Origin of the sequence: Mesorhizobium sp. B2-9-1 (assembly GCF_006439455.1) — a bacterium.
Taxonomy (GTDB): domain Bacteria; phylum Pseudomonadota; class Alphaproteobacteria; order Rhizobiales; family Rhizobiaceae; genus Mesorhizobium.
This window is the reverse complement of record NZ_VFTP01000001.1, coordinates 681,562-703,280: the sequence shown is the minus strand read 5'-3', so window position 1 is coordinate 703,280 and position 21,719 is coordinate 681,562. Positions and strand designations below refer to the sequence as shown.

The window sequence follows — 21,719 nt, the reverse complement described above, 5'->3', positions numbered from 1 at the left end:
TAGCTCCGGCCCAAAAGCTAGTTGCCGGCCTTACTTCTGCCAGCTCTTGACCAGCTCGTCGTAGTTGACGGTGATCGGCTTGTCCTTCTCGTTCTCGACCTTGAGCTGCGGCGCAAGATTGCCCTTCGAGCTGGCGTCCTTGTTCCAGTAGTCGAGGTCGTGCTCTTCGGCCATTTTCGGGCCGATGTCGCCCTGCACGCCTGACTTCTCGAGGCGGGAGAGCACCTTCTCCTGGTCGGCGCAGAGCGAGTCCATCGCTTCCTGCGGGCTCTTGGCACCCGACGAGGCATCGCCGATATTCTGCCACCAGAGCTGCGCCAGCTTCGGATAATCCGGAACATTGGTGCCGGTCGGGGTCCACTGCACGCGCGCCGGCGAACGGTAGAACTCGATCAGGCCGCCGAGTTTCGGCGCACGTTCGGTGAAGCTCTTGTCGTGGATGGTGGAGTCGCGGATGAAGGTGAGACCGACCTGGCTCTTCTTCACGTCGACGGTCTTCGAGGTGACGAATTGCGCATAGAGCCAGGCGGCCTTGGCGCGATCGGTCGGCGTCGACTTCAAGAGCGTCCAGGAACCTGCGTCCTGGTAGCCGAGCTTCATGCCGTCCTTCCAGTAGACGCCGTGCGGCGACGGCGCGACGCGCCACTTCGGCGTGCCGTCATCGTTCACCACCGGCAGGCCGGGCTTGGCCATGTCGGCGGTGAAGGCCGTGTACCAGAATATCTGCTGGGCGATGTTGCCCTGCGAGGGTACCGGGCCGGACTCGGAGAAGGTCATGCCCTGGGCCTCCGGCGGCGCATAGGCCTTCAGCCAATCGAGATACTTCTGGATGGCATAGACCGAGGCCGGGCCGTTGGTGTCGCCGCCGCGGGCGACGCAGGAGCCGACCGGACGCGAATTCTCGTCGACCTTGATGCCCCATTCGTCGACCGGCTTTCCGTTCGGGATGCCCTTGTCGCCATTGCCGGCCATCGAGAGCCAGGCATCGGTGAAGCGCCAGCCGAGCGACGGGTCCTTCTTGCCGTAGTCCATGTGGCCAAAGACCTTCTTGCCGTCGATCTCACGGCCGGTGAAGAATTGGGCAATGTCCTCATAGGCCGACCAGTTGACCGGCACGCCGAGGTCGTAGCCGTACTTCGCCTTGAAGTCCGCCTTGTTCTTCTCGTCGTTGAACCAGTCGTAACGGAACCAGTAGAGGTTGGCGAACTGCTGGTCGGGCAGTTGGTAGAGTTTTCCGTCGGGCGCGGTGGTGAACGACTTGCCGATGAAGTCGTCGACGTCGAGCATCGGATCGGTGACGTCCTTGCCCTCGCCGGCCATCCAGTCGGTCAGGTTGCGTGCCTGCTGATAGCGCCAGTGCGTGCCGATGAGGTCGGAGTCGTTGACCCAGCCGTCATAGAGGTTCTGGCCGGTCTGCATCTGGGTCTGGATCTTCTCGACGACGTCGCCTTCCTGGATGACGTCATGCGTGACCTTGATGCCGGTGATGGCGGTAAAAGCCGGGGCCAGCGTTTGTGACTCATACTGGTGCGTCGTCAAGGTTTCCGACACCACCTTGATTTCCATGCCGGCGAACGGCTTGGCGGCGTCGATGAACCACTGCATTTGCTTTTCCTGATCGGCGCGCGAGAGCGTCGACAGGTCGCCTATCTCCTTGTCGAGAAAGGCTTTTGCTTCATCCATCCCGGCATAGGCATGGCCCGCTCCAAGCAATAGAACAAGGGCGGTCGTCGATGTTAGAAATTGCCGTCGCATGTGTCTCCTCCAGTCTTAAGTTGCAAGTGCGATCCGGAGCGGCCGCCAGCACGCGGCCGCTCCGGCTATTCCCCCTCTATACGTATCGGAACACGCCAACGGCGTAGACCACGGAGAGAGCGAGAGCCCACCACAGGTTGGGCCCAACAAGGCCCAGCCAAGCGAGATGGATGAAGGCGCTGCCGAGCAGCGAAACGAAAAGGCGGTCGCCGCGCGTCGTCTCGAAGCGCAGCATGCCGACGCGCGGATTGCCGCCGGGCGAGACATATTCCCAGACGCCCATGCCGAAGAGCATCAGCGCAATAACGATGAAGAAGGCGGCCGTCGGCCACGTCCACGCCATCCAGGAGAAGTCGAGGTTCATGGCTTAGACCCTCCCCAGGGCAAAGCCCTTGGCGATATAATTTCGCACGAACCAGATGACCAACGCACCGGGGATCAGCGTCAGCACGCCGGCGGCGGCGAGCAGGCCCCAATCCATGCCGGCGGCCGAGACGGTGCGGGTCATGGTGGCGGCGATCGGCTTGGCGTCGGTCGTGGTCAGCGTGCGCGCGATCAGGAGTTCCACCCATGAGAACATGAAGCAGAAGAAGCAGGCGACACCGATGCCGCTCGCGATCAGCGGCATGAAGATCTTCACGAAGAAGCGCGGGAAGGAATAGCCGTCGATATAGGCGGTCTCGTCAATCTCCTTCGGCACGCCGGACATGAAGCCTTCGAGGATCCACACCGCCAGCGGCACGTTGAACAGGCAGTGGGCGAGCGCCACCGCGATATGCGTGTCGATCAGACCGAAGGCTGAATAAAGCTGGAAGAACGGCAGCGCGAACACCGCCGGCGGCGCCATGCGGTTGGTCAAAAGCCAGAAGAACAAATGCTTGTCGCCGAGGAAGCGGTAGCGCGAGAACGCGTAGGCCGCCGGCAGTGCCACCGCCACCGAGATCACCATGTTCATCACCACATAGGTGATCGAATTGATGTAGCCGGAATACCAGGAGGCGTCGGTGAAGATGATCTTGTAGTTGCGCAGCGTCGGCTGATGCGGAAAGAGCGTCAGCGAGGACACGATCTCCTGGTTGGTCTTGAAGCTCATATTGATGAGCCAGTAGATCGGCAACAATAGCACGATGATGTAGACCGTCGGCACGATCCACCACCAGCGCGATTCCTCGCCGCGGCGGCGCATCAGCTTCGCCACCTCGTCCTGCGACAGCGTGCTGCCCACCTCGGTCACCGCCGCTTCGCTCACGCGCGTCGTCTCGTTGGCGCCCGCCATCTCAGCGCTCCGCGTCGTAGTTGGTCATCACGGTGTAGAACACCCATGACAACAACAGGATGATCAGGAAGTAGACCAGCGACATCGCCGCCGCCGGACCGAGGTCGAACTGGCCCAGCGCCGTCTTGACGAGGTCGATCGACAGGAAGGTCGTCGAATTGCCGGGGCCGCCGCCGGTGACCACGAAAGGCTCCGTGTAGATCATGAAACTGTCCATGAAGCGCAGCAGCACTGCGATCAAAAGCACGCGCTGCATCTTGGGCAGTTGGATGTAGCGGAACACCGCCCAGCGCGAGGCGCCGTCGATCTTGGCCGCCTGGTAGAAGGCATCCGGGATCGAGACCAGGCCGGCATAGCACAGCAGCACGACCAGGCTTGTCCAATGCCAGACATCCATGACGATGACGGTGACCCAGGCGTCGAACGGATCCTGGACATAATTGTAGTTGAAGCCCAGCGCATTGACATAATAGCCGAGCAGCCCGATGTCGTTGCGGCCGAACACCTGCCAGATCGTGCCGACGACGTTCCACGGAATGAGCAGCGGCAGCGCCATCAGCACCAGGCAGACCGGCACACCCCAGCCCTTCTTCGGCATGTTGAGCGCGATGAAGATGCCGAGCGGCACTTCGATCGCCAGGATGATGAAGGAGAAGATCAGATTGCGCACCATCGCTTCCCAGAAGCGGTCGGAGTGCAGCAATTCCTCGAACCATTCGGTGCCGGCCCAGAAGAAGACGTTGTTGCCGAACGTGTCTTGCACCGAATAATTGACGACGGTCATCAGCGGGATGACGGCCGAGAACGCCACCAGCACCAGCATCGGCAGGACAAGGAACCAGGCCTTGTTGTTCCAGATCTTGTCCATCTATGCCCCCATCTCGACGCGCCAGGAATCGGCATAAATGTTGATGCCGGCCGGATCGAAGCGGACTTTGGGTTCGGCCGGCACCTCGTCGTCCTCGCCGATCACCGCGGCGATCTCCCTGCCTTCCAGGTTGGCGCGCACGACCTTGTGGCGGCCGACGTCCTCGACCTTGCTGACCTGCACCGCCATGCCCTCGCGGCCGAGCCGCACATATTCGGGACGGATGCCGAGCTCGACGGCGCCGGCTTCGGCCTTGGGCACGCCGGGTAATTCGATGCGCTGCGCGCCGAGCTTCGCCGTCCTGCCTTCCAGCGCAACCGGCAGCACGTTCATGCCCGGCGAGCCGATGAAATAACCGACGAAGGTGTGGCGCGGACGCTCGAAAAGTTCGGCAGGCGTGCCGATCTGCACGATCTCGCCGTCATACATGACCACGACGCGGTCTGCGAAAGTCAGCGCTTCGGTCTGGTCATGCGTGACATAGACCATGGTGTAGCCGAAGCGGCGGTGCAGTTGCTTCAACTGCGAGCGCAGCACCCACTTCATATGCGGGTCGATGACCGTCAGCGGTTCGTCGAACAGAATGGCGTTGACGTCGGAGCGCACCAGGCCGCGTCCAAGCGAGATCTTCTGCTTCTGGTCTGCGGTGAGCCGGCGCGCCTTCCTGTTCGCCATCGAAGCGAGATCGATCATGTCGAGCGTCTCGCGCACCTTGCGGTCGACATCGGCTTCCGGCACGCGCCGGTTGCGCAGCGGGAAGGCCAGATTGTCGTAGACGGTCATGGTGTCGTAAATGACCGGGAATTGGAACACCTGGGCGATATTGCGCTCCTGCGTCGACAGCCTGGTCACGTCCCGGCCATTGAACAGCAACTTGCCGTGCGAGGGGTGCAGCAGTCCCGAAATGATGTTGAGCAAGGTGGTTTTGCCGCAGCCCGAAGGCCCGAGCAGCGCGTAGGCGCCGCCATCCTCGAAAGTGTGGTGCACTTCCTTCAGAGCGAAGTCGGAATCCTTCTGCGGGTTGGGCAGGTAGGAATGGCGGATGTGATTGACCTCGATGCGCGCCATCGTTTTCTCCTCAGGCCGCCAGCTTCGACGCCGTCACGGCGCGGCCGTTATGGTCGAATACCATGATGTGGCGCGGATCGATGAACACCTCGACCTCGTCGTCCGTCTCGAAATCGAGAATGCCATGCGCAAGCATCACCCAGCGCGCATCGGCGAAATCGAGATGGACGAAGCTCTCCGAGCCGGTGATCTCCGTGATGGTGACCTTGGCCCGCACCGGCACGGCGCCGGCGTTCGGCCGCTCCAACGACAAATGATGCGGCTGGAAGCCGATCGTGTAGCTGGCGTCCGCAATGCCGGCGAGTTCCGTCGGCACCGGCAGCTTGACGCCGCCTTCGAGCAGGAAATCCGACCCCTTCTTGGAGAGCACGATGGTGTTGAGCGGCGGATCGGCGAAGGTCCGCGCCGTCACCAGGTCGACGGGCTTGCGGAACACTTCGACCGTCGGGCCAAATTGCGTGACGCGGCCTTCCGAAAGCGTTGCTGTGTTGCCGCCGAGCAAAAGGGCCTCGTGCGGCTCGGTCGTCGCATAGACGAAGATCGTGCCGGCCGCGGCGAAGATCTTCGGCAATTCGGCGCGCAATTCCTCGCGCAGCTTGTAGTCGAGATTGGCCAAAGGCTCGTCGAGCAACACCAGGCTGGCATTCTTGACGATCGCACGGGCAAGCGCGGTGCGTTGCTGCTGGCCGCCGGACAGGCTGAGCGGCGTGCGGTCGAGATAGGGCGTGAGCTTCAAGAGCGCCGCCGCGTTGCGCACCTCCTTGTCGATCTTCGCCTGCTCGACACCGGCTACGCGCAGCGGCGAGGCGATGTTCTCGTAGACGGTCATCGCCGGGTAGTTGATGAACTGCTGGTAGACCATGGCGACGTTGCGCTTCTGCACCTTCTGTCCGGTGACGTCCTTGCCGTCGAACCAGACCGAGCCGGAAGTCGGCGCGTCGAGGCCAGCCATCAGCCGCATCAGGCTGGTCTTGCCGGAGAGCGTCGGCCCAAGCAGGACGTTCAGCGAGCCGTGCTGAAGCGTCAGCGACACGTCGCGGATATGCTCCTGCGCGCCGACGGTCTTCGTCACGTTCCTCAATTCCAGCATCACGCCTCCTCCCAGGCCTTGCGCATCAGCAGCCGATCCTCATTCCGCCGCCGCGACATGGCGGCTGCTCAGTCCGCGCATGAATTCTTCCAATGCCGCCGTCTGCTCGCGGCTGAAATGCAAACCGCGCTTGGTGCGGCGCCACAACACGTCCTCGGCGGTGACCGCCCATTCGTTTTCGGCCAGATAGCGAACTTCCGCCTCGAAAAGGTCGGCGCCGAAATTGCGGCCGAGATCGGCATTCGACTTGGCGAGCCCGAGCAGCCTTTCCGCCCGCGTGCCGTAAAGCCGGGTGAAGCGGCGCGCCAGCCGCTGGTCGAGGAACGGATAGGCGCTCTTCAGCCTGGCAACCTGGGCATCGAAGCCGGTCGCGGCGAAATCGCCGCCGGGCAGCGGCGCATCATGCGTCCACGGACTGCCGCGCTTGCCGAGAAAACCCTCGATCTTCTCCAACATCGATTCCGCCAGCCGGCGGAAGGTGGTGATCTTGCCGCCGAACGCGTTGAGCAAAGGGGCAGCCCCCTCCCCGCCATCGGCCTTCAGCACATAGTCGCGCGTTGCTTCCTGCGCCTTCGAGGCGCCGTCGTCATAGAGCGGGCGCACCGCCGAATAGGTCCAGACGATATCGGAGCGCTTCACCGGCTGCGCGAAATATTCGCTTGCCGCGGCGCACAGATAGTCGATCTCGGTGTCGGAGATCTTCACCTCATGTGGATCGCCCGGATAGTCGCGATCGGTGGTGCCGATCAGCGTGAATTCTTCCTCGTAAGGAATGGCGAAGATGATGCGGCCGTCCTTGTTCTGGAAGAAATAGGCGCGCGGGTCGTCGAACTTCTTGTTGATGACGATGTGGCTGCCCTGCACGAGGCGAACATTGTGGACGTCGTTCTGGCCGACCGCTGTCGAGAGCACGTGATCGACCCAAGGGCCGGCGGCATTGACGAGAAGCCGCGCGCGAACCTCTTCGGTCTCCCCGGTAAGCACATTCTGCACTTTCACGGTCCAAAGCGCGCCGTCGCGACGCGCGCTGACGACCTTGGTGCGGGTGCGGATAGCGGCGCCCCGGTCGGCGGCGTCACGCGCGTTCAGCGCCACCAGGCGCGCGTCGTTGACCCAACCATCCGAATATTCGAAAGCCTTGCGGAACAATGGCTTGAGCGGCTTGCCTGCCGGATCGCGGGCCATATCCAGCGTCTTCGTCGCCGGCAGCAGCTTGCGCCCGCCGATATGATCGTAAAGGAACAGTCCCAGCCGGATCAGCCAGGCGGGCCTGAGCCCCTTGGCATAAGGCAGCACGAAGCGCATCGGCCAGATGATGTGCGGCGCGTTCTTCCACAGAACCTCGCGTTCCATCAGCGCTTCGCGCACCAGCCGGAACTCGTAGAATTCGAGATAGCGAAGGCCGCCATGTATGAGCTTGGTCGAGCCGGAGGAAGTCCCGCTGGCGAGATCGTTCATTTCGGCAAGGTAAACTGAAAATCCGCGGCCGACGGCATCGCGGGCTATGCCGCAGCCGTTGATGCCGCCGCCGATGACGAAAATGTCATGGATCGGAGATGCGTCCAAAGATTCCTCCAACGATTTCGCATTGCACCATTTTTGTGATTTACGAAACCGTGACGGAATTATTTCGAACTCAAAGCGAATGTCAAACGAAATATCGCAGTCGGCTGAGCAAGCCGTCGAGGCGTGCCTATTCGAACGCTGTCTCGATCAGCCGGACTTCGGTTTCCTCGCAAATCCTGCGAATCGACGGGATCTCGCAACGATCGGTGATGAAGGTATTCACCTGCGAAAGATGTCCAATCCGGACCGGCGCCGTGCGTTCGAATTTCGTCCGGTCGGAGACCAGAATGACGTGGCGGGCATTTGCGATGATGGCCTGCGCAACCTTCACCTCGCGGAAATCGAAGTCGAGCAGCGCGCCGTCATGATCGATCGCCGAGGCGCCGATGACGGCGTAATCGACCTTGAACTGGCGGATGAAATCGACGGCCGCCTCGCCGACAATGCCGCCGTCAGAACCGCGCACGACGCCGCCGGCAATCACCACCTCGATCGTGGGGTAGATGCGCATCCTATTGGCAACGTTGATATTATTGGTGATGACCATAAGCCCGTTATGGTCGAGCAGCGCCTTGCTGACGGCTTCGGTGGTGGTGCCGATATTGATGAACAGCGAGGCATTGTCAGGAATCAGCCGCGCCGCCGCGCTGCCGATCGCCTCCTTCTCGTCGGCGGCAATCTTGCGCCGTGCCTCGTACTCCATGTTCTCGATGCCGGACGGGAACAGCGCACCGCCATGGATACGGGTCAGCAGGCGCTGATCGCACAGATCGTTGAGGTCCTTGCGGATGGTCTGCGGCGTCACGTTGAAATGCGTCGCCAGGTCATCGACCAGCACCCGGCCATGGTCTTTCGCCCTCTGGATGATCTCTGCATGGCGTGGCGAAAGAAACATTGCGCGTCCTCCATTTTCGTTTTTTCCGTCTATATCGGAAAACGAAAGCGAAGAAAAGGTATAAGCCGGCTAACGAAAATCACCTGATTGCAAAAGGCAAACCAGTGCGGAACAGGTCTGCCGCCTCAGGATGAGCGCCGCGCAATCTCTATTACGACGTCGAACGCCGCGTCGACATCTGCGGCGCGATAGTCGGCGCCCCAGTCGGCGGCGCGCCTCGACCAATCGCGGAATTCATCGCTGTCCATATTTCCCTCCCAGCGGCCGTCGAAGATACCGGCCGGTCGAACCGCTCTCGGAAAGCCCTATCCCGGAAAATCCGGCAGATTTGAAAAAGCGATTTTCAGCGCGTTGGACCAGCCGTCCGATATGGTGCGGTAGTAAGGATCATCATGGCCGATCCGTCGGTTCAGCCCCACCCTGAGCGCATCCTGTTCCATGAACAGCAGATCGAGCGGCAGCCCGACCGAGAGGTTGGATTTCAGCGTCGAGTCGAACGACACCAGAAGCAGCTTCACCGTTTCGGCCAGGCTCATTGCCCGATCATAGGCACGGATGATGATCGGCTTGCCGTATTTCGTCTCGCCGATCTGGAAGAAAGGCGTGTCGTCGGTCGACTCGATGAAATTGCCTTCCGGATAGATCATGAACAGTCTGGGCGGACTGCCCTTGATCTGGCCGCCGAGGATGAAGGAGGCGTTGAAGTAGGAATCCGCCTTGTCGCCATTCGGCGAGGCATGCTCGATGACTTCCTTCACTGTATCGCCGACCAGCCGCACCGTCTGGTACATGGAGGGAGTTTCGAGCAGCTTCGGATGACGGTCGCCGACCGCCTTGTTACGCTCGTCGAGCAGGCTGACAACGGCCTGCGTCGTGGCAAGGTTGCCCGCCGACATCAGCACGATGACGCGCTCGCCGGGCTGTTCCCACACATGCATCTTCTTGAAGGTCGAGATCGAATCCATGCCGGCATTGGTGCGCGTGTCCGACATGAACACGAGCCCGCTATCGATCTTGAGGCCGACGCAATAGGTCATGATTGCTCTTCTGCTAGCGATTCCGGCGCAGATTACTGCTCTACCGTGACGGTGACGGCAAGCTTCTCTTGCGCCTGCCCCAGCAGTATCCCCGACACCGGCGAGGCATCGCGATAGTCACGCCCCGTCGCCACCCGAACATAGCGTTCGTCGGGAGAGATACAGTTCGCCGGGTCGAAGGCAACCCATCCGAGCCCCACGACATAGGCCTCGGCCCAGGCATGGCTTGCCGCCTGCTCGACGGCCGCATCCATCATCAGGTAGCCGCTGACATAGCGGGCGGGAAAGCCTAGGGCGACGGCGGTGGCGATGAAGATGTGGGAGTGGTCCTGGCAGACACCGGACTTCAATGCGAGCGCCTCCTCCGCCAGCGTCACGACGCTGGTCGTGCCCGGCCTGTAGGCGACGCGTTCGCCGATAGCGCCCATCAGCCGGTGCAGTCGCTCGATCTCGGTGCCCTGGCCCAGCGTGCCGGCCAGTTCGCGTATGCCCTCGCCGGCGGCGGTGAGTGGCGTCTGCTGTGCGAACAGCCAGAGCGGCGCAAAACCCTGATGCGGACCCGTCACGCCCGCCGTGTCATGCGTGGTCACGTCTCCGGCTGCCTCGACAGTGATCGAATTCTGGCCGCTCTCGGCGCTCACCAGCCGCGTCTCGTTGCCGAAATGGTCGGTGAAGCGCACCTCCTCGCGCGCGCCTTCGACCTTGACCGCCCAGGAGCCGACGGTCTGCGTGCGCCCGCTGGAAGGCCAAAGGCGCAGCCGCTGCAGCAGATACTGCACCGGCTGATCGTAGCGGTACTCGGTGCGGTGGGTGATCTTGAGCCGCATAACGCTCGCCTCGGCTGTGCTCAATAGAATCGGTAGTCCTGGGCGATCTCGTCGCCCAGCCTGGTGTTGTCGCGAATGAACTCGGCCAGGAACTCGTGCAGGCCATGATCGAATATGTCCTTGATGGAACCCCTTTTGAGCAGCGCCTGGATCTTCTCGGCCGTGCCATGGCAGGCATGGCGTTCACCGTAATCGTCGGCGAGGAATTTCAGATGCTCGCCGAGGAAGCGGTAGCAGAAAGTCAGCGAGCGCGGCATGCGCACGTTGAGGATCAGATAGTCGGCGATATTCGTCGGCTTGTAGTCGGCTTCATAAACCCAGCGATAGGAACGGTGCGCCGACACCGAGCGCAGGATCGATTCCCACTGGTAGTTGTCGAGCGTCGAGCCGACCCAGGACAGCGACGGCAGCAGCACATAATATTTCACGTCGAGAATGCGCGCCGTGTTGTCGGCGCGTTCGACATAGGTGCCGAGCTGCGAGAAATCGAAAATCTCGTTGCGCAGCATGGTGCCGTAGAACGAACCGCGGATCAGCGCCGTCTCGCGCTTGATTGCATCGAGCACCGTCGGCAGGTCGCGTTCGTCGATCGGCCTTGCCAGCATGCGCTTCAGCGACATCCAGGCTTCGTTGATGCTTTCCCAGGTCTCGCGGGTCAGCGCCGTGCGCACCATGCGGGCATTGTTGCGCGCCGTCTCGATCGACGACATCGTGCTCGACGGGTTCGAGGTGTCGCGCAGCAGGAAGTCCGAGACGTTGGCGGCGGTATAGTCCTGGTACTTCTGGCTGAAGGCGATGTCCGAGCCGGCGCTGAGCAGCACCGAGTTCCATTCCTCCGAAGCGCTCTGCGTGCGCGTCAGCGCCATGCGCAATCCCGCATCGACCAGGCGCGCCATGTTTTCGGCCCGCTCGATATAGCGGTTCATCCAATAGAGACCGTTTGCGGTGCGGCCCAAAAGCATATCAGCTTGCTCCGGTGTCGAGCGAATAGCGAATAGCGAGTAGCGAATAGGGAGAAAAAGACTTCATGACTTTTGCTGCAGGCTCCGGATCATCGAACGTAGCATCTTTCCTATTTCGTCAGTTTGGCCAAGCAAGCTGGCGACCTTCGCTTCGACCATCAGCCCAACCTCTCCACACAGGATGAGATGTGTCTCCAACTCTTTCAGAGAGCCCTGCGCTACCCGAAGAAATTGGATGAAAGCTCCCGTATTTTCTCTTCCGTGACCTTCCGCAACATTCGCGGCGATGGAAGCCGCCGAACGTCGTATCTGAGAGGTCATTCCGTATGCTTCGCTGTTCGGAAAACCTTTCGTGGCCGAATAGCAATCCACGGCCAACCTCAAAGCCGCCTTCCAAACAATCAGATCTCTGTAGGAATTGATTGCCGTCGTATCCCCCTTTTCCCTACTCGCTATTCGCTACTCTCTATTCGCTCTTTCAATCATCCAACACCCACGTATCCTTCGTCCCGCCTCCCTGTGAGGAATTGACCACCAAGGACCCCTCTTTGAGCGCGACGCGCGTCAAGCCACCCGGCACGATCTGGATGCGGTCGGATACGAGCACGTAAGGCCTGAGATCGACATGGCGCGGCGACAGGCCCTTCTCGGTCAGGATCGGGCAGGTCGACAGCGCCAGGGTCGGCTGAGCGATGTAGTTCGAGGGCTTCGCCTGCAGCTTCTTGGCAAACTCCTGGCATTCCCTCTTGGTCGCCGCCGGGCCGACCAGCATGCCGTAGCCGCCGGAGCCGTGCACTTCCTTGATGACGAGCTCGTGGATGTGCTCCAGCACATATTTCAGGCTGTCCGGCTCCGAACAGCGCCAGGTCGGGATGTTGCCGAGGATCGCCTTGCGGCCGGTGTAGAACTCGACGATCTCCGGCATGTAGGAATAGATCGCCTTGTCGTCGGCGATGCCGGTTCCCGGCGCGTTGGCGATGGTGATGTTGCCGGCGCGGTAGACATCCATGATGCCGGGCACGCCGAGCGCGGAATCCGGCCTGAAGGTCAGCGGATCGAGGAAGTTGTCGTCGACGCGCCGGTAGAGCACGTCGATCTGCTTGTAGCCTTCGGTCGTGCGCATCGCCACATGGCCGTCGACGACGCGCAGGTCCTGCCCTTCGACGAGTTGCACGCCCATTTGGTCGGCAAGGAACGCATGCTCGAAATAGGCCGAGTTGTACGAACCCGGCGTCAGCACCGCGATTGTCGGCGCGCCCTTGCTGCTTTGCGGCCGCACCGCGGCCAGCGACTGGCGCAGGAGTTGCGGATAGTTCTCGACCGGCCGCACCTTGATCTTCTGGAACAGCTCCGGAAAGAGCTGCATCATCGTCTCGCGATTCTCCAGCATGTAGGAGACGCCGGACGGCGTGCGGGCATTGTCCTCCAGCACGTAGAACTCGTTCTCAGAGATGCGGACGATGTCGACGCCGATAATGTGGGTGTAGACGCCGGCCGGCGGCCTGACCCCTATCATCTCGGGCAGGAAGGCCTCGTTCTTCGCGACAAGCTCCCTCGGCACGCGCCCGGCGCGCAGGATCTCCTGGCGGTGGTAGATATCGTCGAGAAAGGCGTTCAGCGCTTGCACGCGCTGCTCGATGCCTTGCGTCAGACGGCGCCATTCCTGGCCGGAGAGGATGCGCGGGACGATGTCGAAAGGGATCAGCCGCTCGGAAGCTTCCTGCTCGCCATAGACGGCAAAGGTAATGCCGGTCTTGCGGAAGACGCGCTCGGCGTCCTGCATCTTCTGGGTAAGCCTGGCTGGGTCCTGCTCCTTCAGCCAGCGATCGTAAGCCTCATAAGGTCTTCTCAATCCGGAAACTTCCGGAAGCATTTCGTCGAACGCTGCCAATCGCGTACTCCCCTCTGAGACCATTTCACTGGCCCCGCCGGAGAAAATCAAGCGCAATCGGTGATTTAGGAAGCCGTGGCGGCCACTCTATGCAAATTGCCTAAAATCAAGGCACGGACAGCAAGGCCAGGTCAGCTCCTGCTTCCCGGCGGGGCACAGACAGCCCCGGTCAGAACGCCCGGAAGGTGACTATGGTGAAGGTGTCCTTGATTCCAGGCAGAATCTGCACCCGCTCGTTGACGAAGTGGCCGACATCTTCCTCGTCGTCGACATAGAATTTGGCGAGCAGGTCGTAATTGCCGGCAGTCGAATAGATTTCCGAAGCGATTTCGGCATCGGCTAGCGCGCTGGCGACCTCATAGGCCTTGCCCAGGTCGCACTTGATCTGCACGAAAAATGCCTTCATTGCCCGGTCCTGCCAGCCTGCTTCATGAATAAGCGGCCCTTGTGGCAGACTGCTGCCCGGCTTTCAAGCTTCACGCGCCGCGCACCTCGAAGAGTACCTGATCCCGCTTCCCGACGCTGAAATGGCGAAATCTTCGCAACCCGGTGAAACCACGCCATGCCGCGACGCGTATGTTAGATTCGTTCGCCAAGCGAATTCCTGGAGGCACGCCATGCGCCGCGCTTTGTTCGCACTTGCTCTTGTTCCGATGTTGATGGCCTCGCTTGCTTTCGCCGGCGACGCCGAGATCAAGGCCGCGCAGACGGTCATCGACAGCCAGTTGAAGGCCTTCGTCGCCGATGACGGCGCCACCGCCTACAGCTTCGCCGCGCCGAACGTGAAGCAGATCTTTCCGACCGTCGACACCTTCATGAACATGGTGACGAACGGCTACGCACCGGTGCGCAAGCCCCGGTCCTATTCCTTCGGCGAGGTCGAGCAGACCGGACCCGGCTCAATCGTCCAGCAGGTGCTGATCCTCGGGCCCGACGGCAAGGATTATGAGGCGGTCTATACGCTGCAGCAGCAGGCGGACGGCAGCTTCAAGATCACCGGTTGCAGCCTGCGCGCCTCGACTTCGGTCAGTACCTGAACCCGCCCCCGCATGACCGCTCAATCTCGGCGGCTATACAGTGTCCAGCCAAGACCGGAGAGGCCCCAGAAGGTCGAGGCTCCGGCTCGTTCGTAGGCAAGTGCGCAATCGAAGTCCACGCGCTCCGGCTGTTTTTGGGTATCGCCTTCGAGAATCAGCCAGTCCGCACGTCCGGCGCAAATCTTGTCCTGGGTGACGAGCGAAGCCTGGCGGCCGATGCGCGCAGCGAAATAATCGACCACCATGCCGGTGCGGAAATCGGCGTTGGTGGCATATGTGGCGGCGCCGCTCTTTGTCATCTCGTCCACCATCTCGGAATAGGAACCGCGCCCATGCTCATAGAAATGGGCCAGCAACGCCGCGTTGCCGCCCGCCACAAGAACGAGCATCCCGGCGGCAACAAGCCTTCTCTTACCGCCGGCGTCGAAGCCGCGTCCGATCAAGTCTCCGGCCCAAAGCAGCAACAAGGTTCCGCTGACAATGAAATAGCGCGGGAATTCAACATTCGGCAGATGTGCCGCCGCCATTAGGGCGGGCAGCCCGACGATGCCGATGGCATAAAGGCTGGCCCGGCGATCGCGCGAGACGCCTGCATGTGCCAAGACCAGGATGCAGGTAACCGCGACGCACGTCCAGTCGCCGATCCAGTCCGGCAGACCGAAAAGATAGCGGATCATTCCGCCATAACCGGCGGCGAATTTCTCGAGCGAGAAAGAGGACAAACCGCCGACATTGAAGCTGAACAATCGCGCGCCTACAAGCATTGCCGCGGCAAGCGGAAGCACGGCAAGGAAAGCAGGCAGAAAGGCCTGGACGACCTCCTTGTTGACGACAATCAGACTGCGGCTGCCTCGCCAGCTCAGCCACGCCGTCCACGCCGTGAGCACCACCACCGTTTCGGCCATTGTCAGGTGGGAAAGGAAGCCAAGCAGAATTGCGACAGCAAGAGCGACGCCATACGCACCCCGCTTGTCGAACCAGCGCTCCAGAAGAGCCACCGCAACGAGTGTGAACAGCGCCAGGCCGGCATAGCCACGCGCCTCCGAGCCGTAGTGAACCATCGGATAGCTCAACGCAAACAGCAGCGCCGACCCAATCATTGCCCAACGTCCGCGCGATATCGCCGCGGCTGCAATGACGGTGCATCCGCTGAGCGTTATCGACAAGCCGCGCTGGACCAGCGGCGCGGCATCGGGCCCGACGACATACTGGTATATCGAGTTGAGAAAGTGCTTGTTGTCGTGGTTCACACGCCAGAATATCTGGTCGATCGACGTCAGGGGCCTCAGCAGCGTGATGCTCCAGATCTCGTCGTGCCAGAGATCCCCGCGCGCGCCGAGCAGGCGCAAGATAAGGCCGACAAGCACGGCCCCTGAAATTACAAGTAATAGACTGTAATTCCATTGCCGGGTCGCCGCCGAACCTGGCCGGCAAACATTAGCGCTTGCTGCTTTATGGTCGACGATCGACGCGTCCATCTTTACCAAAGTCGTGCCGCCCCTTGCCTCGATATGGCAAGGCATACTTACTCTTGATCTGATTTATGAAAGGTTTTCCGACGGCATCTCAAAGGACCGGGATATCGCCCCGCGCCCAGCCTTCAGTAATCTCGGCGGCGCGCGCTTCGAAAGCCTGCGCCTCGATGGCTGCTCGGACGTCCTGCATCAGCCTCTGATAATAAGACAGGTTGTTCCAGGTGAGCAGCATGGCGCCGAGCGCTTCCTGCGAGCGCACCAGGTGATGCAGGTAGGCGCGCGAATAATCGCGCGCGGCCGGGCAGTCGCTTTCCTCGTCGAGCGGGCGCGGATCGTCGGCATGGCGGGCGTTCCTGAGATTGACCTTGCCGCGGCGCGTGTAGGCAAGGCCATGGCGGCCGGCGCGGGTCGGCATCACGCAGTCGAACATGTCGATGCCGCGCGCCACCGATTTCAGGATATCGTCCGGCGTGCCGACGCCCATCAGGTAGCGCGGTCTGTCGGCCGGCAGCTCCGGGCAGGTGATGTCGAGCATCTCCAGCATCACCGGCTGCGGCTCGCCGACCGCCAGCCCGCCGACCGCGTAGCCTTTCAGATCCATCGCTTTCAGCGCCTGGGCGGAGCGCACGCGCAAGGCCGCGCTGTCGCCGCCCTGGACGATGCCGAACATCGCCTTGCCCGGCTGGTCGCCGAACGCCGCCTTGCAGCGCTCTGCCCAGCGCAGCGACAATTCCATGGCGCGCTCGATCTCCTCGGGCTTGGCCGGCAGCGCCGTGCATTCGTCGAGCTGCATCTGGATGTCGGAATCCAGCAGTCCCTGGATTTCGATCGATCGCTCCGGCGACATCTCGTAGGCCGCGCCGTCGATATGCGAGCGGAAGGTGACGCCCTGTTCGGTCAGCTTCCTGAGCTTCGACAGCGACATGACCTGGAAGCCGCCGCTGTCGGTCAGGATCGGATGCGGCCAGCGCGCGAACTCGTGCAGCCCGCCAAGCCGGGCCACGCGCTCGGCGCCTGGTCGCAGCATCAGATGGTAGGTATTGCCGAGGATGATATCGGCGCCGACCCCGCGCACCTGGTCCATATACATGGTCTTGACGGTGCCGCCGGTGCCGACCGGCATGAAGGCCGGCGTGCGGATCTCGCCGCGCGGCATCGTGACCAGGCCGCGCCGCGCCTTGCCGTCGGTGGCAAGCACCTCGAATGAAAAGGTCTCAGCCATTGAATTCCTTGTCGTGCTCCGGCGCGCCGGGCGCCTGCTCGTCGAGCGACTGCCGGTAGCGGATGCAGCCGCGCATGAATTTCGGCCATGGCGGCACGGCGATCGACGGCTCGGTCCCTTCCGGCAAAAGGTCCCAGAGATCGGGGTGATGCCAGCACAGATCATGCCCGGTCGCGTCGCGATGCGCGCGGATGCCGGCGCGCAGCTTCTTCACCTCCGCGATCAGCGTATCGCGGTCCATGCCCTCGAGATCATCGTCCATCGCTTGTCTCCGATCGAAAAAGCAGGCTTGCGTCTCCATAGGAGTAGAACCTGTAGCGGTTCTCGATGGCATGCGCATAGGCCGAGCGCATCGCCTCCAGCCCGCTGAAGGCCGAGACCAGCATGAACAGCGTCGAGCGCGGCAGATGGAAATTGGTCATCAGCATGTCGGCCGTACGGAAGCGATAGCCGGGCGTGATGAAGATGTCGGTGGGTCCGGACCAGGGTTCGATGCTGCCGTCGTCGCGCGCCGCGCTCTCCAAGAGCCGCAGCGATGTCGTGCCGACGCAGATGATCCGCCCTCCCCGCGCCTTGGCCGCGTTGAGCGCCGCCGCCGTCTCCGGGCTTACAGAGCCGGTCTCGGCATGCATCTTGTGGTCGGTCGTGTCGTCGGCCTTCACCGGCAAAAAAGTGCCGGCGCCGACATGCAGCGTGACGAAGCGGCGCTCGATGCCCTTGGCGTCGAGCGCCGCGAACAGCTCCGGGGTGAAATGCAGGCCGGCGGTAGGCGCGGCCACCGCGCCTTCCTCGCGCGCATAGATCGTCTGATAGTCGGCGCGGTCGCGCTCGTCGTCCTCGCGCTTCGACGCAATGTAGGGCGGCAGCGGGATATGCCCGACGGCATGCAGCGCCTCGTCGAGAAAGGCGCCCGACAGATCGAAGCCGAGCAGCGCTTCGCCGCCCTCGCCTTTTTCAAGCACGGTGGCGTCGAGCCGGCCCAGAAAGCAGGAATTGCCGTCATGGCCGAACTGGATGCGGTCGCCGGCGGCGATGCGCTTGCCCGGCCGCATGAAGGCCAGCCAGCGGTCGGGGCCGGTGCGCATGTGCAGCGTCGCCTCGACCTGCGCCGCCGCTTCGCCGCGCAGCCTGATGCCCTTCAATTGCGCCGGGATGACCTTGGTGTCGTTGAACACCAGCACGTCGCCGGCCTTGAGCAGCGACGGCAGGTCCCGGACCGTCCGGTCCTCGAAACCGGCACCCGGCCTCACCATCAGCAGCCGGGCGCTGTCGCGCGGCTCGGCCGGCCTGAGCGCGATGCGGTCTTCGGGAAGATCGAAATCGAAGAGGTCCACTTTCATGTCCGCGCCAATAACCCGATCGCCGCGCTCTCGCCACCGTCTTGTTGCCGCGCCTTGCGAGCAATTGCCGTCGATTGCCCTTCGCTGCTCAATCTCAACAAACCGCTTGCAAAATGCAATCGGTATGATATTCGCACTGCTGTTTCCGAAAACAAACCAATTCAGGAGATGAGTATGGGCAAGGTGCGTGTTGCCGGGTTTGGCGTTTCGCTCGATGGCTTTTCCGCCGGGACGGACCAGAGTCTGGAATACCCGCTTGGCAAACGCGGACCTGAGATATTCCAGTGGTTCTTCGGCACCAAAACGTTCCGTGCCATGCATGGCCAACCGGGCGGGTCCGAAGGCATTGATGAGGAATATGCCTTCCGCGCGATGGATGGCTTCGGCGCCTTCATCCTCGGCCGCAACATGTTCGGGCCGATCCGCGGCGAGTGGCCGGACGATCAATGGAAGGGCTGGTGGGGCGACAACCCGCCCTATCATGCGCCGACCTTCATCCTAACCAACCACCCGCGCGATCCGATCGTCATGGAGGGCGGCACTACCTTCTTCTTCGTCACCGACGGCATCGAATCGGCGCTCGAACAGGCCAAAACGGCGGCGGGAGACCTCGATGTGAAGATCGGAGGCGGCGTTTCGACCGTGCGGCAGTATCTGCGCGCCCGTCTCGTCGACGAGATGCATCTGGCGGCCGGGCCGGTTCTGCTGGGCCAAGGCGAAAACCTGTTCGCGGGCCTCGACCTTAGCGCGCTCGGCTATGCCGTCGCGTCAATGGAACAGTCCGAGCACGCCATGCATGTCCTGGTGACGAAACAGTAATCCGAACGAAACGGCTGACACTCAGGTCAGCCGCACCAGCAGCGCTCCGGCCAACAGCAGCACCGCGCCGGCGATGCGGCCAAGCGAAATCTCGCGTACCGCCACGCCGAGGAAGCCGGCGCGGTCGATCAGCATGCCGGCTATCAGCTGGCCGGCGACCAGGAAGGCCATCAGCGCCGCAGCGCCGATGCGGGGCGTGAGGATCGTCGACAGCGTTACATAGAAGCCGCCGAGCATGCCGCCGGCGATGAACAGCCAGGGCGCCGGCGCTTTCCAGTCGAGCGAGATGCCCTGCAGCTTCACCACCGAGATCGAGATGATGCCGAGCACGATGGCACCGGACAGGAAGGAAAAGGCGGCGGCCGCGACCGGAAGGCCGAGGCCCTTAGCCAATTGCGAATTGATCGGCGCCTGGATGGCGATGAAGGCGCCGGACAGGATGCCGAGCAGAGACCAGACAGCGCCCATCGTCGTTCCGCCTTTACTTGACGTCTGCCGCGACTTTCAGCGACACGATCTTGTCGGGATCCTGCACCGGCTCGCCGCGCTTGATCTTGTCGACATTCTCCATGCCTTCGATGACCTGTCCCCAAACCGTGTACTGGCGGTTGAGGAAGGCCGCGTCGTCGAAGCAGATGAAGAACTGCGAGTTCGCCGAGTTCGGGTTCTGGGCCCTAGCCATCGAGCAGGCGCCGCGGCCGTGATTGGCATTGGAGAACTCGGCCTTGAGGTCCGGCTTGTCGGAGCCGCCCATGCCCGCGCGCGACGGCGCATAGGTGGGCTTGTTCGAATTGCCGAACTTGACGTCGCCGGTCTGGGCCATGAAGCCGTCGATGACGCGGTGGAACACCACGCCGTCATAGGCGCCTTCGCGCGCCAGCTCCTTGATGCGGGCGACGTGCCCGGGCGCCAATTCAGGATACATTTCGATGACGACCGGGCCCTTGGTGGTTTCCATGATGAGCGCGTTCTCGCGGTCCTTGATCTCAGCCATGTCGGAAAATCCTTTGAAAATTGAGGGAGTTACTTACTGTCGGCAGCGATGCGAACCTTGATCATGCGGTCGGGGTCGGTGACCGTGCCGTTGTCCGCCTCGTCGCCCTTCTTGATCTTGTCGACGATATCCATGCCGCCGACCACCTTGCCGACGATGGTGTACTGGCCATCGAGGTTCGGCGCCGGCGCGAACATGATGAAGAATTGCGAGTTGGCCGAGTTCGGGTCCTGCGAACGGGCCATGCCGACCACGCCGCGCGCGAACTGCTCGCTCTGCGAAAACTCGGCCGGCAGGTCGGGAAGATCGGAGCCGCCGGTACCGACGGCTTCGGGGTTGAACCCCTTCTTCATGTTGCCGAATTTGACGTCGCCGGTCTGCGCCATGAAGCCGTCGATGACGCGGTGGAAGGCGACGTTGTCGTAGGCGCCGTCGCGCACCAGCTTCTTGATCTGCGCGACATGCTTGGGCGCCAGATCGGGACGCAACGCGATGGTCACGTCGCCGTCCTTGAGGGTGATGATCATGGTGTTTTCCTTGTCGGCGGCGACGGCGGGCAAGGACGCCGCGAAAAGGCCGGCAAGCACGACAAGGAACGAAGCGAGCTTCTGCAGCTGCATGGGTATCTCCGGGAAAGCCTATTTGGTGAACTTGGCGGCGAGCGCGCCGGCAACGGCCGCAGGCACGAACGGGCGGATATCGCCGCCCATCGACGCAATCTGGCGCACAAGTGTGGCGGTAATGGTGCGCACCGAAGGGCTGGCGGGCAGAAAAACCGTCTGCAATTCCGGCGCCATCGTCTCGTTCATGCCGGCCATCTGCATTTCGTAATCGAGGTCGGTGCCGTCGCGCAGCCCCCGGATCATGATCGAGGCGCCGTGCTTGCGGGCCGCGTCGATGACCAGCCCATCGAAGGACACGACCTTGATACGACCGCTGTCGCGACCGAATTCGGCCTTGGTTGCGGCCTCGATCAACTCAACGCGTTCCTCGAAGGAAAACAACGGCTTCTTGCCCGGATGAATGCCGATCGCCGCGTAGACCGTGTCGGCCACCGCCAGCGACGCTTTCAGCACATCGAGATGGCCATTGGTCAGCGGGTCGAAAGAGCCGGCGTAAAGGGCGGTGCGTTCGGTCATGGCAGGCTTCTAGCGAGCCTCTCGAACAAAGGCAAATCTCATTAATTGCCTAGGGCAATTCCAGGAAAAGTGTGAGCGGTTTTCCGTTCGGAATTGCGCCAAAACGAGGAGGCAGAGCGGTTTGCCGTTTCCGTGAAACGGTGAAACGCTCTGCCCGTGAACCTTTTCGCGCCGATGAACGACAGATGAACGCGGCAATCACGAATGTTTCACTCAGCGTTCACTAGGTTGCCGCTTCAAGGGATGAAACCAAATCCCCATGTCATCGTTGTAAGCCCAGGAGAACACGCAAATGCTGATCTATATGCTTGCCACTGCAATGACCATTGTGATGCTGATCGCGACTGCATTCGGGTTGCATCAGGAAGCAGCGCGGGTGCGCGTCAAGGCTAATACCAAGCGGCTCGATGGTTTCGCCCATCGCAACGTCTACCGTCGCCACTGACCATGACCGCACC

At 62.0% G+C, this 21,719-nt stretch carries 26 protein-coding genes; 3 read left to right on the top strand and 23 right to left on the bottom strand.

The annotated features are described in order from the left end of the window. Window positions 1–30: 30 nt before the first annotated feature. From FJW05_RS03455 to FJW05_RS03390, 15 genes are all read right to left on the bottom strand, one after another. Window positions 31–1,755, bottom strand: a complete 1,725-nt coding sequence (locus FJW05_RS03455) for an ABC transporter substrate-binding protein (protein ID WP_140627784.1) — start codon at window positions 1,753–1,755, stop codon at window positions 31–33. Window positions 1,756–1,831: 76 nt separating this feature from the next. Beyond that, window positions 1,832–2,119 (bottom strand): DUF2160 domain-containing protein, encoded by a 288-nt coding sequence (locus FJW05_RS03450; protein WP_140545837.1) that lies wholly within the window; start codon window positions 2,117–2,119, stop codon window positions 1,832–1,834. A gap of 3 nt (window positions 2,120–2,122) precedes the next feature. Next, window positions 2,123–3,031 (bottom strand): carbohydrate ABC transporter permease, encoded by a 909-nt coding sequence (locus FJW05_RS03445; RefSeq protein ID WP_140627782.1) that lies wholly within the window; start codon window positions 3,029–3,031, stop codon window positions 2,123–2,125. Window position 3,032: 1 nt separating this feature from the next. Then, the gene (locus tag FJW05_RS03440) at window positions 3,033–3,899 is read right to left on the bottom strand and encodes a sugar ABC transporter permease (protein ID WP_140627780.1); all 867 of its coding nucleotides are present in this window, start codon (window positions 3,897–3,899) and stop codon (window positions 3,033–3,035) included. Continuing rightward, complete coding sequence (locus FJW05_RS03435; protein WP_140627778.1) at window positions 3,900–4,967, bottom strand: ABC transporter ATP-binding protein; 1,068 nt, start codon at window positions 4,965–4,967, stop codon at window positions 3,900–3,902. Between the two features lie 10 nt (window positions 4,968–4,977). Then, on the bottom strand, window positions 4,978–6,057 hold the full coding sequence (locus tag FJW05_RS03430; protein WP_140627777.1) for an ABC transporter ATP-binding protein: 1,080 nt from the start codon (window positions 6,055–6,057) through the stop codon (window positions 4,978–4,980). Between the two features lie 39 nt (window positions 6,058–6,096). After that, the gene (glpD, locus tag FJW05_RS03425; protein ID WP_140627775.1) at window positions 6,097–7,623 is read right to left on the bottom strand and encodes a glycerol-3-phosphate dehydrogenase; all 1,527 of its coding nucleotides are present in this window, start codon (window positions 7,621–7,623) and stop codon (window positions 6,097–6,099) included. 127 nt (window positions 7,624–7,750) lie between these two features. Then, a complete protein-coding gene (locus tag FJW05_RS03420) occupies window positions 7,751–8,518 on the bottom strand; it encodes a DeoR/GlpR family DNA-binding transcription regulator (RefSeq protein ID WP_140545843.1) in 768 nt (255 codons plus the stop codon). Window positions 8,519–8,643: 125 nt separating this feature from the next. After that, the gene (locus tag FJW05_RS27880; RefSeq protein WP_281405763.1) at window positions 8,644–8,766 is read right to left on the bottom strand and encodes a hypothetical protein; all 123 of its coding nucleotides are present in this window, start codon (window positions 8,764–8,766) and stop codon (window positions 8,644–8,646) included. Window positions 8,767–8,823: 57 nt separating this feature from the next. Continuing rightward, window positions 8,824–9,555, bottom strand: a complete 732-nt coding sequence (locus tag FJW05_RS03415) for a peptidase (protein ID WP_140627773.1) — start codon at window positions 9,553–9,555, stop codon at window positions 8,824–8,826. Window positions 9,556–9,587: 32 nt separating this feature from the next. Next, the gene (locus FJW05_RS03410) at window positions 9,588–10,382 is read right to left on the bottom strand and encodes a transglutaminase family protein (protein ID WP_140627771.1); all 795 of its coding nucleotides are present in this window, start codon (window positions 10,380–10,382) and stop codon (window positions 9,588–9,590) included. Between the two features lie 20 nt (window positions 10,383–10,402). Next, window positions 10,403–11,344 carry an alpha-E domain-containing protein gene (locus FJW05_RS03405; RefSeq protein WP_095765309.1) on the bottom strand — a complete coding sequence of 314 codons (942 nt, stop codon included), beginning with the start codon at window positions 11,342–11,344 and terminating at the stop codon, window positions 10,403–10,405. A gap of 63 nt (window positions 11,345–11,407) precedes the next feature. Beyond that, window positions 11,408–11,767: a four helix bundle protein gene (locus tag FJW05_RS03400; RefSeq protein WP_140545852.1), complete on the bottom strand. Its 360-nt coding sequence runs from the start codon at window positions 11,765–11,767 to the stop codon at window positions 11,408–11,410. Window positions 11,768–11,822: 55 nt separating this feature from the next. Continuing rightward, the gene (locus tag FJW05_RS03395) at window positions 11,823–13,235 is read right to left on the bottom strand and encodes a circularly permuted type 2 ATP-grasp protein (RefSeq protein ID WP_181164833.1); all 1,413 of its coding nucleotides are present in this window, start codon (window positions 13,233–13,235) and stop codon (window positions 11,823–11,825) included. Window positions 13,236–13,404: 169 nt separating this feature from the next. Next, window positions 13,405–13,641, bottom strand: coding sequence for an Lrp/AsnC family transcriptional regulator (locus FJW05_RS03390; protein WP_027166286.1), 237 nt, complete (start codon window positions 13,639–13,641; stop codon window positions 13,405–13,407). Between the two features lie 211 nt (window positions 13,642–13,852). Between FJW05_RS03390 and FJW05_RS03385 the strand changes: the two genes are divergently transcribed. Beyond that, entirely contained in the window at window positions 13,853–14,272 is a 420-nt protein-coding gene (locus FJW05_RS03385) for a DUF4864 domain-containing protein (protein WP_140627767.1), read from the top strand. A gap of 20 nt (window positions 14,273–14,292) precedes the next feature. On the opposite strand, the gene FJW05_RS03380 is transcribed toward FJW05_RS03385, so the two are convergent. From FJW05_RS03380 to queA, 4 genes are all read right to left on the bottom strand, one after another. Continuing rightward, window positions 14,293–15,750: a hypothetical protein gene (locus FJW05_RS03380; protein WP_140627765.1), complete on the bottom strand. Its 1,458-nt coding sequence runs from the start codon at window positions 15,748–15,750 to the stop codon at window positions 14,293–14,295. 88 nt (window positions 15,751–15,838) lie between these two features. Then, window positions 15,839–16,969: a tRNA guanosine(34) transglycosylase Tgt gene (gene tgt / locus FJW05_RS03375; RefSeq protein WP_140627764.1), complete on the bottom strand. Its 1,131-nt coding sequence runs from the start codon at window positions 16,967–16,969 to the stop codon at window positions 15,839–15,841. Continuing rightward, a complete protein-coding gene (locus FJW05_RS03370; protein ID WP_140627762.1) occupies window positions 16,962–17,231 on the bottom strand; it encodes a hypothetical protein in 270 nt (89 codons plus the stop codon). Before FJW05_RS03370 ends, tgt begins: the two co-directional genes overlap by 8 nt. Then, window positions 17,221–18,309, bottom strand: a complete 1,089-nt coding sequence (queA, locus tag FJW05_RS03365; protein ID WP_140627760.1) for a tRNA preQ1(34) S-adenosylmethionine ribosyltransferase-isomerase QueA — start codon at window positions 18,307–18,309, stop codon at window positions 17,221–17,223. Before queA ends, FJW05_RS03370 begins: the two co-directional genes overlap by 11 nt. Window positions 18,310–18,483: 174 nt before the next feature. Here queA and FJW05_RS03360 point away from each other — a divergent pair, with 174 nt between their 5' ends. Next, window positions 18,484–19,128 (top strand): dihydrofolate reductase family protein, encoded by a 645-nt coding sequence (locus FJW05_RS03360; protein ID WP_140628214.1) that lies wholly within the window; start codon window positions 18,484–18,486, stop codon window positions 19,126–19,128. Between the two features lie 21 nt (window positions 19,129–19,149). Here the strand turns inward: FJW05_RS03360 and FJW05_RS03355 are convergent, their stop codons facing one another. From FJW05_RS03355 to coaD, 4 genes are all read right to left on the bottom strand, one after another. Continuing rightward, window positions 19,150–19,596: a DMT family transporter gene (locus FJW05_RS03355; RefSeq protein ID WP_140627758.1), complete on the bottom strand. Its 447-nt coding sequence runs from the start codon at window positions 19,594–19,596 to the stop codon at window positions 19,150–19,152. Window positions 19,597–19,609: 13 nt separating this feature from the next. Continuing rightward, window positions 19,610–20,122: a peptidylprolyl isomerase gene (locus FJW05_RS03350; RefSeq protein ID WP_140627757.1), complete on the bottom strand. Its 513-nt coding sequence runs from the start codon at window positions 20,120–20,122 to the stop codon at window positions 19,610–19,612. A 29-nt stretch (window positions 20,123–20,151) separates the two neighbouring features. Next, window positions 20,152–20,649, bottom strand: coding sequence for a peptidylprolyl isomerase (locus FJW05_RS03345; protein ID WP_245340386.1), 498 nt, complete (start codon window positions 20,647–20,649; stop codon window positions 20,152–20,154). Between the two features lie 111 nt (window positions 20,650–20,760). Then, window positions 20,761–21,261, bottom strand: coding sequence for a pantetheine-phosphate adenylyltransferase (gene coaD / locus FJW05_RS03340; protein ID WP_140627753.1), 501 nt, complete (start codon window positions 21,259–21,261; stop codon window positions 20,761–20,763). Between the two features lie 292 nt (window positions 21,262–21,553). Between coaD and FJW05_RS03335 the strand changes: the two genes are divergently transcribed. Further along, the gene (locus FJW05_RS03335; protein ID WP_095765297.1) at window positions 21,554–21,706 is read left to right on the top strand and encodes a hypothetical protein; all 153 of its coding nucleotides are present in this window, start codon (window positions 21,554–21,556) and stop codon (window positions 21,704–21,706) included. The last annotated feature ends 13 nt before the right edge of the window (window positions 21,707–21,719 follow it).

What these genes read in the sequence shown, in the direction of transcription:
- FJW05_RS03390 (WP_027166286.1), bottom strand. Translation starts at nt 13,641, where the DNA reads ATGAAGGCATTTTTCGTGCAGATCAAGTGCGACCTGGGCAAGGCCTAT.
- queA (WP_140627760.1), bottom strand. Translation starts at nt 18,309, where the DNA reads ATGAAAGTGGACCTCTTCGATTTCGATCTTCCCGAAGACCGCATCGCG.
- FJW05_RS03335 (WP_095765297.1), top strand. Translation starts at nt 21,554, where the DNA reads ATGCTGATCTATATGCTTGCCACTGCAATGACCATTGTGATGCTGATC.
- FJW05_RS03355 (WP_140627758.1), bottom strand. Translation starts at nt 19,596, where the DNA reads ATGGGCGCTGTCTGGTCTCTGCTCGGCATCCTGTCCGGCGCCTTCATC.
- FJW05_RS03430 (WP_140627777.1), bottom strand. Translation starts at nt 6,057, where the DNA reads ATGCTGGAATTGAGGAACGTGACGAAGACCGTCGGCGCGCAGGAGCAT.
- FJW05_RS03445 (WP_140627782.1), bottom strand. Translation starts at nt 3,031, where the DNA reads ATGGCGGGCGCCAACGAGACGACGCGCGTGAGCGAAGCGGCGGTGACC.
- FJW05_RS03385 (WP_140627767.1), top strand. Translation starts at nt 13,853, where the DNA reads ATGCGCCGCGCTTTGTTCGCACTTGCTCTTGTTCCGATGTTGATGGCC.
- tgt (WP_140627764.1), bottom strand. Translation starts at nt 16,969, where the DNA reads ATGGCTGAGACCTTTTCATTCGAGGTGCTTGCCACCGACGGCAAGGCG.
- FJW05_RS03410 (WP_140627771.1), bottom strand. Translation starts at nt 10,382, where the DNA reads ATGCGGCTCAAGATCACCCACCGCACCGAGTACCGCTACGATCAGCCG.
- FJW05_RS03450 (WP_140545837.1), bottom strand. Translation starts at nt 2,119, where the DNA reads ATGAACCTCGACTTCTCCTGGATGGCGTGGACGTGGCCGACGGCCGCC.
- FJW05_RS03380 (WP_140627765.1), bottom strand. Translation starts at nt 15,750, where the DNA reads ATGGACGCGTCGATCGTCGACCATAAAGCAGCAAGCGCTAATGTTTGC.
- FJW05_RS03370 (WP_140627762.1), bottom strand. Translation starts at nt 17,231, where the DNA reads ATGGACGATGATCTCGAGGGCATGGACCGCGATACGCTGATCGCGGAG.
- FJW05_RS03405 (WP_095765309.1), bottom strand. Translation starts at nt 11,344, where the DNA reads ATGCTTTTGGGCCGCACCGCAAACGGTCTCTATTGGATGAACCGCTAT.
- FJW05_RS03455 (WP_140627784.1), bottom strand. Translation starts at nt 1,755, where the DNA reads ATGCGACGGCAATTTCTAACATCGACGACCGCCCTTGTTCTATTGCTT.
- FJW05_RS03360 (WP_140628214.1), top strand. Translation starts at nt 18,484, where the DNA reads ATGGGCAAGGTGCGTGTTGCCGGGTTTGGCGTTTCGCTCGATGGCTTT.
- coaD (WP_140627753.1), bottom strand. Translation starts at nt 21,261, where the DNA reads ATGACCGAACGCACCGCCCTTTACGCCGGCTCTTTCGACCCGCTGACC.
- FJW05_RS03345 (WP_245340386.1), bottom strand. Translation starts at nt 20,649, where the DNA reads ATGATCATCACCCTCAAGGACGGCGACGTGACCATCGCGTTGCGTCCC.
- FJW05_RS03435 (WP_140627778.1), bottom strand. Translation starts at nt 4,967, where the DNA reads ATGGCGCGCATCGAGGTCAATCACATCCGCCATTCCTACCTGCCCAAC.
- FJW05_RS03420 (WP_140545843.1), bottom strand. Translation starts at nt 8,518, where the DNA reads ATGTTTCTTTCGCCACGCCATGCAGAGATCATCCAGAGGGCGAAAGAC.
- FJW05_RS03440 (WP_140627780.1), bottom strand. Translation starts at nt 3,899, where the DNA reads ATGGACAAGATCTGGAACAACAAGGCCTGGTTCCTTGTCCTGCCGATG.
- FJW05_RS27880 (WP_281405763.1), bottom strand. Translation starts at nt 8,766, where the DNA reads ATGGACAGCGATGAATTCCGCGATTGGTCGAGGCGCGCCGCCGACTGG.
- FJW05_RS03415 (WP_140627773.1), bottom strand. Translation starts at nt 9,555, where the DNA reads ATGACCTATTGCGTCGGCCTCAAGATCGATAGCGGGCTCGTGTTCATG.
- FJW05_RS03350 (WP_140627757.1), bottom strand. Translation starts at nt 20,122, where the DNA reads ATGGCTGAGATCAAGGACCGCGAGAACGCGCTCATCATGGAAACCACC.